Origin of the sequence: Bacteroides sp. 3_1_23 (genome assembly GCF_000162555.1) — a bacterium.
GTDB classification, from domain to species: Bacteria; Bacteroidota; Bacteroidia; order Bacteroidales; family Bacteroidaceae; genus Bacteroides; species Bacteroides ovatus.
Window position 1 is genome coordinate 328,735 of record NZ_GG774952.1, and the last position, 14,523, is coordinate 343,257.

Annotated in this window: 7 protein-coding genes; all 7 read right to left on the minus strand. The window is 43.1% G+C overall.

The genetic code is table 11. The features are described 5' to 3' along the window. Positions 1 to 67: 67 nt before the first annotated feature. The 7 genes from HMPREF9010_RS10245 to HMPREF9010_RS10215 all read right to left on the minus strand — a co-directional run bounded on the left by HMPREF9010_RS10245 (position 68) and on the right by HMPREF9010_RS10215 (position 14,283). Positions 68 to 2,344 (minus strand): alpha-amylase family glycosyl hydrolase, encoded by a 2,277-nt coding sequence (locus HMPREF9010_RS10245; protein ID WP_004305044.1) that lies wholly within the window; start codon positions 2,342 to 2,344, stop codon positions 68 to 70. A 163-nt stretch (positions 2,345 to 2,507) separates the two neighbouring features. Further along, positions 2,508 to 3,989 (minus strand): DUF5115 domain-containing protein, encoded by a 1,482-nt coding sequence (locus tag HMPREF9010_RS10240; protein ID WP_032842945.1) that lies wholly within the window; start codon positions 3,987 to 3,989, stop codon positions 2,508 to 2,510. Between the two features lie 25 nt (positions 3,990 to 4,014). Continuing rightward, positions 4,015 to 5,187: a SusF/SusE family outer membrane protein gene (locus HMPREF9010_RS10235; protein ID WP_004324583.1), complete on the minus strand. Its 1,173-nt coding sequence runs from the start codon at positions 5,185 to 5,187 to the stop codon at positions 4,015 to 4,017. 35 nt (positions 5,188 to 5,222) lie between these two features. Next, complete coding sequence (gene susD, locus HMPREF9010_RS10230) at positions 5,223 to 6,833, minus strand: starch-binding outer membrane lipoprotein SusD (RefSeq protein ID WP_008649576.1); 1,611 nt, start codon at positions 6,831 to 6,833, stop codon at positions 5,223 to 5,225. A 29-nt stretch (positions 6,834 to 6,862) separates the two neighbouring features. Continuing rightward, positions 6,863 to 9,910, minus strand: a complete 3,048-nt coding sequence (locus HMPREF9010_RS10225) for a SusC/RagA family TonB-linked outer membrane protein (protein WP_008649577.1) — start codon at positions 9,908 to 9,910, stop codon at positions 6,863 to 6,865. A gap of 105 nt (positions 9,911 to 10,015) precedes the next feature. Further along, on the minus strand, positions 10,016 to 12,232 hold the full coding sequence (locus tag HMPREF9010_RS10220) for a glycoside hydrolase family 97 protein (RefSeq protein WP_004299757.1): 2,217 nt from the start codon (positions 12,230 to 12,232) through the stop codon (positions 10,016 to 10,018). A 197-nt stretch (positions 12,233 to 12,429) separates the two neighbouring features. Further along, positions 12,430 to 14,283, minus strand: a complete 1,854-nt coding sequence (locus HMPREF9010_RS10215) for a glycoside hydrolase family 13 protein (RefSeq protein WP_004299758.1) — start codon at positions 14,281 to 14,283, stop codon at positions 12,430 to 12,432. Between the last annotated feature and the right edge of the window lie 240 nt (positions 14,284 to 14,523).

A 14,523-nucleotide genomic window follows, 5' to 3' on the forward strand; every position in this document is an offset into this window, starting at 1 on the left:
CTTTGTCGTTAGAGAATCTTCAATGCTTATTAGTTAAATCTTCCTTTCTGCTCAAAACACCCGCTCGTTATTCGGCAAAGTTGGTGTATAAGCGGAACTCGTGTGCAGGAACACTGATCTTTTTTTCTCCCTCCACGGGATTCCCATTTTCCAGATATAGATACCATGTACCTTCAGGAATAGTATAATCGATAGATGCATTGGTGAAATTCGCATACACATGAAGTTGTTTCCCATTCACAGCTTTCAATGTCAGTGTACGTCCATTATCCCAATCATTATAACTGACTTTCCAGGTAAATTGAGAAGAAGCGTTGAATAAATCGGAGTGTGTTGTCCGTAGAGTGATTAGTTTTGTATAAATATCTACCAAGCTTTTACGCTCTGTCTGATATTCCCAAAGGACTGGTTTCTTTCCGGTACGTCCATTTTCGTCTATTGAAATATCATACCCCATTTCGCCGAATTGCCAAAGCATTTTCGGACCTGGAACCGTAAAGAAGAATGCGGCGTTGGATGATAACTGTTTGAGCCGTTCGGACAGGTTGGTTTTTAAGGCTCCATTTCCGTATTCAATCTGTTTATAGGCACACCGCTCTTCGTCATGACTTTCCATATAGCCCACAAATTGATTCGGACGGGTGGTGTCATATAATCCGGAGAAATCACTATTATCTTTCCAGCCCATAGCCGACTGACAATAAGAATGGTTCATATTCCTCCAAAAATGAATTCCTTCTGTGGCTAAAGTTGTTTCTTCATTTGCACAGAAATGTTCCATGGTAACCATTGCATCTTCTTTGACAGCTTTTACGGCTTCGTAGTATTCTTTCAGTACTGATACACGAGCAGGGTCGGTTGCCGCCAAATCATCATCACCTGTTGTCTGTTTCTGTGTGAAACCTTTGGTGAAATCGAAACGGAAACCGTCGATGTGGTAAGTATCTAACAGATATTTCAGGTTGCGTTTGACAAAAGCTTTTGTTTGTTCTGAAGTGTGATTGAAATCATCCGGTGAAAAAACATACTTCTGATGCGGTGTTACAGCGTTCAGCCATGGATTCTTAGTGGAAGGGCGGTTATTAAACGTATCCCAGTACATACGGGCAAACGGATTATCATTGTTCGTATGGTTGTAGACTACATCGAAAATAACGGCGATTCCATTCTGATGGCAGGCGTCAATAAAAGCTTTATATTCATTTTGAGTTCCATACGAGGCATCCAATGCAAAGTATAGTCCGGTGTTGTATCCCCAACTGTCATTACCTGCAAATTCTTGTACAGGCATCAGTTCGATAGCATCTATTCCCAGTTCTTTTAAGTAAGGCAGCTTTTCCATTGCTCCTGCCAGATTTCCACTGGAAGTAAAATCTCGCAACAAGAGCTCATAGATAACCGGATTTTCTTTATTCTTCATCTCAAATTCTCCGGCACTCCATTGATAGGGTTGTGGGTTTGTGCTTACGACTGATACGTAAGGTGCTTGTGCGCCAGTGGGAAAGTTGGTATCCACTCCCTTTTCCAATGCTTGCTCACAATAAGGATCGCACAAGTAAGTACCGCCATCCGAAGCACTGTACACAAAGTACTGGAACTGTGTTTCACCGGCAGTCAATTCCTCCAGAGTGATCCACCAGCAATGGTTTGTTTCGTCATATTTCATCATGTAGCGACTATCCAGTTTCCAGTTGTTGAAATTACCTGTTACAAATACACAATCTTTATGACCGCCCTGACTGTCCTTATCATATAATACAAGCGTTATCGAAGTGGCCGAATGGATATGAATACCCTCTTTTTCTTCTCCGGATATGGGGAGAGGGGCTTTTTGCGGTTCTTCCCAGATAAATCCGTTTTGACTATCTTCTACTAAAGTTGCGTAATCGTAGGTTTGTTGGCTACCTTCCGCATCACGTACAATCAGGTTAATGGTCTGTAAGGGAGTAGATGGAGCAACAGAATAGAAATGGCGGATAGATGAGGAAAGGGTGATACTCCACACATTGTCCTTTGTCTTTTTCAGTCTGTATTTATTCTGATTATCTCCCCATGTAGGTGCACCTGTCCAGTTTGCTCCTGTTCCGGAGTGTAAGTACAAGTCGTCAGCGTAACCATAGAAGTTACTTCCTTCGGGTGCTTTGAAGGTGATAGTCAGTGGTTCATCCGCTTTAGGAATAGCCGGATCAAAATTAAATCCGTCGTGGAGAACTTGTTCTTCCGGGGCAGGATCAGTTCCGGACGAAGGACGCTCGCCCGGCATCAACGGATCATCATCTGAACAAGCTCCAAAGCTGTTGAGTATCAGCAATAAAAGGAGCCAAATATATTTAAAGTCTTTCATAAGCCTTATTTTAGAATTCTTCTTCCAATGTAGTGGTACTATATTTAGCTTTGAGTGTGTCAGATTTCGATCATATCTCAAATCTCCTCTTTCCCGAAGAGGGAGACTTGAGATATGATCGTAATTGATTCTACTCGTTGTGCTGTTTAAGAGTGTCTGATAGTTATTCGACTTTACCTTTGCCTGTCGTAAAGTTAATATGGACTTTCTGACCGGCTTTTACATTACATTCGTAGCCAAGTTCGCTTAGATTATCCGATACGTTCTTATTCTCACGGTAAACGATAGTACCATCGCCTTCATTAGCCAGATCAAGTGTAAATTCGCTCTTCCACCAGCCTCCGGCATCTACAGCCGTAGTAGAAATACGTGCCATGCCTGTAACGGTTGCTGCCGGTGATATGAAGTCGCTTGTTTTATCGGTCGGAATCCTGAACAAGGTCGTTTCATCGCAATTCCACGAATTGTTAATTACACCTCCCAACAGGTAAACTTCCGGCAAACGGAATGAAATTGTTTTTCCTTCTGTAGTCACTGCGACAATTACCAGATACCATCCGGATTTACCAATGCCAATATTGCCTCCTGAGGATGTTAATTCGGCGAAATCAATTGCTTCCGGAGATAAGATTTCTTCGTCATAACCAAAGTCTCCTTCCCATTTTCTAACCGGAGCAAACTTGATTTGGTCTCCCGCCGTATAATATTGTATACTCCAGAACATTCCGGGAGTCTGTGTGACAGGAACCATTTCAGGAGCTACTGCCCAATCCCACCCAAGACTGTACGGAGATCCATTGATGTACATGTGCTCGGGTAGATCCTCCTTGATTGTGTATGTATAATCTTCTACATTAATCGTAATTTTCATTTTCTTTCCGCCGGCGCAGGTGAGATTATCCGGGTCGGCTCCTTCTTTATCCCTGAAAGCCAATAATCCCGGATCCGGATCTTCTATTACTTTGGAAGCACCCAAGGCTCTTTGACAGGCATCCGGAGCTTCTATCGCACTTCCCGGGACAATCTTGAAATCAAACTTCTCTTCCGACTCGACGACTACTGAAAAGAGATACTGATTGTCTTTGTCTACTTCGAGCTTTGTGGCTGTCGATTTGTCCATCTGCCAGCTGTTTAGATCACCTACTATATAGTATTCCGTATCCACAGCCGGAGTTGCGACCGGAGTGATGGCAGATTGCATTTCCGGGTATTCAGTCAGTGAAGTTGCTTCACCGTTGGTTGTCATGACTACCGGTGTCAGCTTTAAAGTGACTTCGCGCTCTAAAGATTTTTGTGACTTATACAAACTTGCCACTTTTTGGTCAAGTTCTGTCAACCTGACTTTTATATTCCCATCTTTTACTTTTGACGGTAGATTTAATATCTGCCCTTCGGCAACTAATTCTATATTACAAGCTGTGAGTGAGAAGTTTTCTGCAATCGAAGAAACAGAGGCGATTACCACAGAATCGCCCGGCTGTTCTTCAAGTTTCATACTGGCAACCGGAGTTATATCTACCATTGCAGTTATAGCTTCTTCCTGGGGATTGGACTGGGGATCAGCCCAGTCCTTAAAATCTTCATCGCAAGCGGTGAAAGCTGCCGAAGCAAGCAACAGACACGCCATATATGATAATCTTTTCATGATATTCAGTTATTAAAGTTAACGATTATTGAGTAACGGAACCTGTTTTCTGAACAAAGTTCAGATTTATTTTCTGCCCTGCCTTAACGTTTATCGCATATTCAGGACCTATTTCCGACCAACTGTCAATCACACTTTTGTTTTCACGGAACACGATTTTTCCATTAGGTATAGCGAACTCCGTACGCCACCAGTCTTCTCCCGGAACTTTGACGGACATACGCAATTCTCCGCCTCCGGTGCATACCGGTGAAACAAAGTCTGCATCTGCCGTTGTTGGTGCTTGGAATTTGCCTTTATCGCCGAATGTCCAATCTCCTATAGCATTGCCTATCAGACAAACTTCGCCCGGAGCAATATCCAGCGTAAAGGCATAATCAGTCCCTTTGATGCTTACAGACATGATCACTGTATACCAGCCTGTGACATTAACGCTGATATTTTGTCCGCCAAATCCATCATCCGATCCGGTGAATGCATCCGAGGCTATTGTCAGACGTGGATCGTTGAATCCGATGTATTCTCCTTCTTTAGTACCGAACTTGAACATATCAGTGCCTCCGAAATAGAATAAACCGAAGAACTTGGACATTCCGTTTACTGCTGCCAAAGGCACCCAGTTGCTCCAATTACTACCTGCCATCGAGCCATTGATAAATATACTGGAAGGTAATTCGAGAGGCGGTACAGCTTTATATCCCAATACTTTGGGAAGTTCAATTACATTCGAAAAAGCGATGCCACGACCACTATTGGTCAGTTCCGCTTTCAGGCGTACATAAACGGGTATGGGAGTGGTCGGAAATTCTTCATCGGAGGATGCACTCCACAAGTCTCCCAGTGCCAATGCAAATTCTAAAGCTTTCACTTCCATTTTGGCAGAAGAATGGGTAGTACCCAAAGTTGTATAATTAGCTTCCGTATTTGTCTCTGCATGAGCGTCAACGAAATTTTCTTCCAGTGAAATTTGTACTGAATAAGTGGTTGCCATCGGAATCCCGTAATCCGGTTGTGTACAGGTTAATTCCAATGATTCGGAGTTTTTAAGGTCGTACACGTTGTTGGAAGCAAAAGCTGGCACATTCAGTACGAACGTATCCGGTTCGTTCAACACAGGGTTGCTGTCACGGTCTGCTTCACAGGCGGACAGAGCTAGTAGCCCCATTGTCAATGTAAATAGTTTATATAGGTTTTTCATTGTTTTCAGTCTTTAAAACGTGAATAAAGGTTCTATCAATATCCCGGATTCTGAGTCATATTTGTATTCGTCAGCGTTTCTGTTTTCGGTATCGGATAGAGATTATAGATCGAACTCACACCGTTTCCTTCAAAGGAACCGCCTTTCCAATCCCAGAGGTAGGTGCTTGAGGTGAAATAGCCATAACGGATCAAATCTGTGCGTCTGAATCCTTCCAGATACAATTCGCGGGCACGTTCATCCAGAATATAATCTAATGTCAGGTTATTGGCAGAGGGTATTTCTGTTGCTTTGGCACGGTCTCTGAGGGCTTTGATATCCAACCAGGCATTTTGTTGTGCATTTGCGCCGCCTGCTCTCAAATAGGCTTCCGCGCGAATCAGATAAGCTTCCGCCAAACGGAAGAACGGAATGTCCGTATCAGGAATTTTAGCATCGTGAGCGGGTTGTCCGTCCGAGCGCAGATTACTCCATTTCATAAATGAAAGTCCGTCGGTGAATTTACCTACACTTTCCAGTTCGGCTTTGCGACCGGTTGTATAGAACAAGGCGCGTTCATCTTTTGCAGCAGCCTGCACATCTCTCACATTCTGCCATTTATTATCGGTATATTCGGTGAAAGGAATATCCTCACTGTTTGCGAAGAACTTGTCAACCAGTGCTTTGCGTGTACGGATACATTCCCAAGGGTCATTTGTTCCGCGATTCGGCATGTCGCTCTTTTGCGTTGCAGCAATCAGGAAGTAACTTCCTCCGTAACTCTTTGCTTGTACACCATCCTGACGGATAGAAAGGATGATTTCTTTTTTAGCATCGGGATTTTCATCATTGTCTGCCATAAAAAGTTGTTCGTAATTTCCACACAATCCGTATCCATTGGAGGGATCGAGCACTTTGCCGGCATAGGTGATAGCATCATTCCAACGCGGTTGTCCGGTGTATACTTCGGCATTGAGATACAAACGGGCACGCAGCAACCAGCAAGCAGCTTTGTCGGCACGTCCGAAAGGAGCTTGACGCGGTTCGCTCATATCATTTTCGATGCTTTCCAGTTCGCTTTCAATATAAGCGAACAGTTCGGAGGCCGTCTTTTGAGGAGGATTCTCTTTGGAGAAGTGTTCGGTGAAAGGAGCTTTTCCGAAGGTGTCCATCAGATAATAGTAAAATAAGGAACGGAGAAAACGGGATTCGGCACGTTGCTGAACGGAGGTAGCATCCTCTTTTCCGGCGATCTGATCCAGGAAGAAATTGCAGAGTGTGATATTATATGCTAAACGATTATATAATATTTCTGTCTGCTGATGAGAGGAGTTCCAACGCATATAAGTTAGTTCGGGGATACCGGCATTTTCTTGCCAGGTCCATATCATCTCATCAGTGCCATATTCATTGTTAGTGAAAAGAGCGCGATAGAAACAGGATTGACCTTCGTCCTTTACTGCGATATCCGGATCTTCGCTCAATTTTTGTCCGGTAAGTCCCAGTGAAGCGTATAGTTTGGTAAAGTACATATCTTGGTCGAAGGTGGCAGTCATCTGAGGATCGATTGGAGATATATCCAGGTCATTGATACAGGAGGTCATTCCGGTGGTCAGGCTAAGGAACAACGCTGCTGAAACTATTGATTTTATATATTTGAACTTCATAATAGTCTACTTTTTAATAAATTACAATCTTAGAACTGAAGACTTAGCCCGAACAGGATAGTGATCGGATGAGGATAAATGTTCCTGTCAATACCTGCTACTCCGGCATCATTTCCTGAACTGATAACCGATTCAGGATCGAGTCCTGTATACTTGGTGATAACGAAGGGATTCTGTACAGTACCGTAAATACGGCCGTTGATACCTTTATAAGCCTGGGACTTCAGTAAATTTTTGAAGCTATAACCTACTGTTATGTTATCACAACGCAAGAATGAAGCATTCTCAACGAAACGATCGGACAGATAATAGTCTCCCTTTCCTTCAAATCCCAGATTCACGGCAGCTGTCGGGCGGTTGGAATAGTATCCATGATTAAAGATTCCTCCCTTGCCGACACTGGATTTACTGGCCAGTACGTCATTGTACACATAGTTATTCAGGCTGGCACGGAGGGCAAAGCTTAAATCCCAATTTTTATAAGTGAATTTGGAAGTCAGTCCCATCAATACGTCAGCGGCAGGTTTTTTATAGATATATTTGTCCGAAGCGTTGATGACACCATCTCCGTTACGGTCTACGAACATGTTTTCAATCGGTTTTCCATCCTTATCATACACTTGTTGGTAAACGAAGAATGAGTTCATCGGATAACCTACTTTCTGTACCTGGCAGGTTGCACCGCTAATACCAGTAGATACACCTCCGGTTTCTACATAGTAATTAGAATCATCTCCTCCGGTCAGTTTAGTGATTTCATTTTTGTTCCAAGTGATGTTATATCCCAAGTCCCAGACAAAATCTTTGGTTACAATAGGTTTGGCATTGATGGTGAATTCAAGCCCCGTATTTTTTAATGAACCGATGTTGCTGATCAGTTGGGTATTAAAGTTAGTCCCCGCCGCAATCTTTACGGTATTGATTAAATCGTCGGTTTTCCGGTAATAGTAATCCATCGAGCCGGAGATACGTCCGTTCAGGAAAGCAAAGTCGAAACCTGCGTTATAAGTCGTTGTCTCTTCCCATTTCAGGTCTTCGTTATAAGCTTTAGGACGCATAGTGCCATAATAGGTATCCCCGAAAGGATAATAACCTCCGGCTGCGTTGACGCGGTACAGTGCCATATAAGGGAAATCATAATCGTCGCCTAAGTTCTGCTGACCCGTGATACCCCATCCGAGGCGGAGTTTCAGATCTGACAATACTTCTACGTTTTTCAGGAAATTTTCTTCTTTCAGTTTCCATCCCAAAGCAACAGAAGGGAAGCTACTCCAACGGTTGTCTTTAGAGAAACGGGAAGAACCGTCCTGGCGGAAAGTGGCTGTCAGCAAATAACGGCTAAGTAATGTATAATTTACGCGGGCAAAATAAGAAACTAATGTACTGTGATGTCCCCAGGCTGTTTGTGAGCGCAGATTCGGATTGTAGGCTTCGCCTGTTAACGGATTTGTTCCTTGTCCGACTTTATATCCGGTATAGTGGAAATGTTGCTCTTCACCACCCAGTATTACGTCGACATAATGATCCCCGATTTCTTTGGAATATTGTGCATAGGCATTCACCGACAGGTTATATTTGTAGCCGTAGTCAGTCCCGTTCCAACCATAGTAATAAGAGCCCGGGGCATAAGGTGAATTTACATTCTTTTCCTTACCTTCCGAGTAGTCACCGCCTACGTTAGCATGGATATGCAGGTCAGGGAGGAAGTGGAATTTATAGTCTACTTCTACATTGCTGATAAAACTGGTGTTTCTGGAAGTATGTTTCTTTAGTTTCAGTAGGGAAACAGGGTTGGCGGTTGAATTACTTTCCAGTGTAAGCGGCCATTCCGGATCGTTATATGAACTACCGTCACTGGTCGGTTGGTAGAATCCACCGAAGTTTTTGTACATGTCCGAAGAGTCATATACAGGTTGGGTCGGGGCCATGGTCAAAGCTGCGCCGATAGCCCCGTCGTCAGCATAACGTTGGTTGGCCCACATCATTTTAGCATTGATATTGAACTTCAGGTGATCTTTAAAGAAAGAGGGTGTCAGATTGACGGAGGCGGTATAACGCTCGAAATTAGATGTCATCAGGATCCCATTCTGATTGGTGTAACCGAAAGAAACACGATAAGGCATATTTTTCAAACCACCGCTTACAGTCACGTTATGGTCTGTACTAACGGCTGTCTGGAAAATTTCTTTCTGCCAGTCAGTGTTTGCTTCACCGAAGGGGCTTGGAGCATTTCCTTCACCATAAAGTTTGGATACGTATCCTTTGAATTCATTGGCATCCATTACGTCTATTGTCTTTTGCAGTATACCGGCGGAAACGTTACCTTCATAGTTCACCTGTGGTTTGCTGCCTGCTTTCCCTTTCTTTGTAGTGATGATAATCACACCATTAGAAGCACGTGAACCATAGATGGCGGTGGCCGAAGCATCTTTCAAAACAGTGAAAGTTTCGATGTCATTCGGGTTTACCATTGCCAAAGGATTAGTCAAACCTTGCACACCGCTATTATCCATTGCCAGTCCGTCGATAACGATCAACGGATCGTTTTTGGCGTTCAATGATGAACCACCGCGAATACGAATCGTAGCTCCTCCACCCGGAGTACCGCTGGAAATTACATTCACACCGGCTATTTTACCTGTTATCATATCCTGTGCGCTGGTGGTTACTCCTTTGCTGATTTTATCCGGCTTGATGGCAGTAACTGATCCCGTCAAGTCGTTTTTCTTTACTGTTCCGTAACCTACAACGACTACGGCGTCCAATACTTGAGAGTCATCTTCCAGTGTGACCATTACCGAAGGAGCTGCTTTAATTTCTGCTGCTTTGTAACCGACGAATGTAATGGACAGAATAGAATTTTGAGGAACATTCAATGTGAAGTTACCGTCAAAGTCAGTGATGGTACCCGTTGTGGTACCCTTGGCAATGACATTGGCGCCAATCACGGGTTCGCCCATAGCATCTTTCACATGTCCTTTGACTGTGATTTGCTGTGCATAAGCGCCCAGTGATAAAAACATCCCTATTAACAAGGGGAGAATCGTTTGAACGATTCTAAATTTAACTTGCTTCATGCATTTAAAAAATTAAAGTTAACAATATAGTAATATTATTTCTCTCTCTTAAAAGTTTCTTTAAAAATACCTATTGAAAACACTTTTTTTAAGACTATCCTTTATTTATAGTCTTTTCAATCCCTTAACCTCTGATTTGTTTTTCACCTCTTTGATACTGATTGCGTATCCACCGCCATTGGCAGCGTGCAGATTCAGTTTGCTTTTATTATTCAAGATACCTTTTTTGATGGTGTATGCCTGCGGGTTATCTTTCCAGTCGGCATCTTTGGCATCTGCGTATACGGTAGCGACGTATTGTTTTCCCGGTTCCAGGAAATCGAACGTTAATTGGGAGTCGTGGCCGTTTTCACCGGCTGTGCAGCCTATGTACCAGTCGTCCGTTCCTTTTGCTTTGCGGGCAATTGTGATGTATTCTCCCGGTTCTGCTTCCAGATAGATTGTTTTGTCCCAGTCGAGAGCGACGTCTTTGATAAACTGGAAAGCATCCATAAAGCGTTCGTAGTTTTCCGGAATATCGGCAGCCATCTGCAAAGGGCTATACATGGTGACATACAATGCCAGTTGGCGTGCAATGGTTGAACGTACCTGGGAGTTGTTTGCCGGATTCATCTGGTTACAGTGAGTCTCGAAGATGCCGGGAGTGTAATCCATCGGACCACCGACCAGGCGTGTGAAAGGCAGAATCGTCGTGTGGTATACTTTATTTCCTCCAAATGATTCATATTCTGTTCCACGTGCGGATTCATTACCGATCAGATTGGGATATGTACGGCAGATACCGGTTGGACGGGTTGCTTCGTGTGCATTGACCATGATTTTATAATCGGCGGCTTTTTTCACGGCATACAGGTAATGATTATTCATCCATTGACCGTAATGATGTTCTCCGCGTGGAATGATATTACCCACATAACCGCTTTTAACCGAGTTATATCCATTGTCTACCATGAATTGGTAAGCTTTATCCAGGTGACGTTCGTAGTTGCGAACAGATGCAGAAGTCTCATGGTGCATCATCATTTTAATTCCTTTGCTTGCAGCATAACGATGGATTTCCTGTACGTCGAAATCAGGATATGCAGTCAGGAAGTCAAATACATAGTCTTTGCTGTTGCCGAACCAGTCTTCCCATCCTTCATTCCAACCTTCTACCAGCACTGCATCAAATCCGTTGGCTGCGGCAAAGTCGATGTAACGTTTCACGTTAGCTGTATTGGCAGAATGTTTGCCGTTCGGTTTGGTTTTGGAGTAGTCTGTAACGCCAAGTTTCACGCTGGTCAGTTCATCTGTATAAGCCCAGGAACCTTTTCCGGTAATCATGTCCCACCATACGCCTATATATTTCACCGGTTTAATCCAGGAGGCGGCGTCTGCAATCTTACAAGGTTCGTTCAGGTTGAGGGTGATGCGGGAGGCGAGAATGTTACGTGCATCATCACTGACGATGATCGTACGCCACGGAGAGTTGCACGGAGTCTGCATGTAACCTTTATCCCCTTTTGCATCCGGTGTCAGCCAGGATTCGAATATCATGTTTTTGTCGTCCAGATTGAGGTGCATACAAGAATAATCAATCAAAGCGGCTTCGTGCAGATTGATGTATAAACCATCATCTGTTTTCATCATCAGTGCCGTCTGTACACCTGTCGGTGAAAATGGGGTTTGAGAAGAATTTGGAGTGATCGCCTGTTGCATCAAACCTCTGATTTCCGATAGACGGGAGATGGTGTAGTCGTACTCTTGAGTGTCGTAATCGCCCGGTATCCAGTATGCGATATGGTTGCCTGCCATGGCAAATTGGGAATGTTCTTCCTTGATAACGAAGTAGTTCAGTGATTTCTGTTGCGGAAATTCATAACGGAATCCCAAACCATCATTGAACAGGCGGAAGCGAACAACGATGGAACGGTCGTTCATTGGCTGAAACAGAATGACTGCCAGTTCGTTATACTGATTGCGGATTTCCTTTTCTTCTCCCCAGACTGGTTGCCAGGTTTCGTCAAAGGTAGTCGTTTGCGCATCTTTCAGCTTGAAGCCATTATAAAGATTGGATTTAGAATCGAGCTTGGTGAGGTCTCTGCGGTCTACCCAGTCAAAGTCGGTTCTGGTATTATCTTCTTTTTTCAATTCCAGTCCGAGAGTGCTCGGCTTAATTACCACCTTGCCTTTGTAAGTCAAGTCGTAGGTTGGTGCGCCTTCTTTGTTAACCTGAAAGGTCAGAACCAGATTGCCATCCGGTGAGGTCAGTTTCTGTTGTGCATTCGCAATGAATGAGATGCAAAGGAATGCGATGATCGAAAAAAACTTTTTCTTTTTCATTCTATTTATGGTATTAAATTGTAAGCTAACCGATATTTCTATTCCTGTTTGTTTCGGATATTGCAAATGTAGCAACCACCTTCACTTTTTTGTTTGATTAGAATAAAAATACAAGTTTGTATAAATGCTAGTATCTTGTTTTATAATTGTTTATCTATCTGATTTCATTGGATAAATATAAGTCGTAGTGAACTTGCTTAGAAGGCTAAAAGGTATATCCCACGGCTTGGAAGTGTTAATTCATTTCTTAATTCAATCTTTTTGTCTGTGAGCAAATCATGAGCAGACGAGGTGGAGAGTATTTCCTGATAAGGATGTAAGTCAATAGTCTGTTCCCGGTCGTTTCCATTCAGAAAGACAACGACTGATTGGTTACCGTATTTGCGTTCATAAACATAAATGCCTTTATTGGGTGCGAAATGTTTTAGTTTGCCTTTGGCGATGACTTCATTTCCTTTTCTCCATTGGAGCAGTTTTTGCATAAAAGAGAAGGCTTCATTTTGTTGCGGAGTACGGTTGGTTGCTTCAAAACAGTTTTTGGCGTCATTCTGCCAACCTCCCGGAAAGTCACATCGGAGTAATCCGTCTCCATTTGCTTTGTCGGCTGCCATCAGGATTTCAGTTCCATAATATATTTGTGGAATTCCACGGGTAGTCAGTAAGAATGTCAAGGCTTGTTTATATCGGTTCAGGTTCTTGGTATCTTCCTCCGAACGGTAGAAACGGGAAGTATCGTGATTATCGAGGAAGGTCAGCAGACTCATTGGATCGGCGTAGACAATATCCTGTGAGAGGTATTCGTAGAGTCTGAAAAGTCCTCCGTTCCATTCGGTGGTTTCTTCGTCGAAAGCTTTATTTATTTCTTCCATCAGTGGGAAATCCATGACAGTAGGAAGATAACTGTTTTTCGGATAAGCAAGTTTACTGTCTTTCTGCCAGTAGGAGATCAGTACATTGCTGCCCAGCCATGTCTCACCGACAATGTTGAATGAAGGATATTCATCATTGACCGCTTTGCACCAATGCGCCATCATTTCAAAGTCGGCGTAAGGATGTGTATCCTGGCGGATTCCGTTGATACCCGCATATTCTATCCACCAGATACTACTCTGTATCAGGTAAGTGGCTACGTGACGGTTTCGTTGGTTGAAGTCCGGCATAGTCAGTGTGAACCAACCGTCAATGGCCAGCTTTTTATCATAATCGGAAGTATAAGGGTCCATTTGGGTGGCAGTTTTGAAACTGGTCTGCATGTAGTTTCCCTCAAAGTTGAACCAATCTTTGGCAGGCATGTCTTTGAATAGATAATTGTTCGAACCGCAATGGTTGAAGATCATGTCCATGACTACCTTTAGCCCTTTAGCATTGGCTTCTTTTACGAGATTGCGAAACTCTTCATTGCTTCCGAGGCGACGGTCTACTTGATAGTAATCGGTGATGGCATATCCATGATAAGAGCCTTCCTTCATGTCATTTTCCTGAATCGGGTTAAGCCATATACTCGTAACTCCGAGGTCTGCAATATAATCCAAATGTTTCTCTATTCCTTTTAAATCACCGCCATGACGGGCGAAAGGTTCGTTGCGGTCTATGTTTGCTTCCAACATTCCGGGAATTATATCATTGGAGGGGTTGCCGTTGGCAAAGCGGTCCGGCATAATGAGATAAAGTACATCACTGGAGTTGAAGCCTTCTACTGCTGAAGCATTCTCTTTGCGCTGTTTAAGTTCGTATGGTATTTTAGTCTGTTTTTTACCTTGTTTCAGGAGAATGTCGAAGTGCTGAGGGATAGCTTTTGAAAGATCTAAATATAAGATCAGATAATTAGGATTTTCCTGTTTCACCACGTCCTGCAGGGTGATGTCATTAGAAGAAATACTTACCTCTGCGGATGATATGCCATCGCCGTATAGAAGTATTTGTAGTTCGGGATTCTTCATTCCTGCCCACCAAAAGGTAGGAGCCACTTTCTTTATATTGGTTGCGGCGAATGCTTGATGATAACCCGATAGAAGTAATAGTAAAATAGCAAATAACAAATTTCGTTTCATGGTAGCTAGATTTTTAACTGTTTGCTCGGAGAACCGATGATGCAAATGTAGGGGGATGCTGTGCACCTTTGTGAGATTAGAATGGAAATATAAACCTGTTATCTGACTATGTTGCTGATAATTAGTTGGATATTCTAATACCTTATGCCGAAAAATACAAGTGAAAATGAAAATAGTTATACCCATATTTTTCGTTTTCATTACTATATTTCTTATATTTGTAACATCTTTAAAAAGGAA

Coding starts and splice junctions, on each gene's coding strand:
- HMPREF9010_RS10245 (WP_004305044.1), bottom strand. CDS start 2,344: ATGAAAGACTTTAAATATATTTGGCTCCTTTTATTGCTGATACTCAAC.
- HMPREF9010_RS10240 (WP_032842945.1), bottom strand. CDS start 3,989: ATGAAAAGATTATCATATATGGCGTGTCTGTTGCTTGCTTCGGCAGCT.
- HMPREF9010_RS10235 (WP_004324583.1), bottom strand. CDS start 5,187: ATGAAAAACCTATATAAACTATTTACATTGACAATGGGGCTACTAGCT.
- susD (WP_008649576.1), bottom strand. CDS start 6,833: ATGAAGTTCAAATATATAAAATCAATAGTTTCAGCAGCGTTGTTCCTT.
- HMPREF9010_RS10225 (WP_008649577.1), bottom strand. CDS start 9,910: ATGAAGCAAGTTAAATTTAGAATCGTTCAAACGATTCTCCCCTTGTTA.
- HMPREF9010_RS10220 (WP_004299757.1), bottom strand. CDS start 12,232: ATGAAAAAGAAAAAGTTTTTTTCGATCATCGCATTCCTTTGCATCTCA.
- HMPREF9010_RS10215 (WP_004299758.1), bottom strand. CDS start 14,283: ATGAAACGAAATTTGTTATTTGCTATTTTACTATTACTTCTATCGGGT.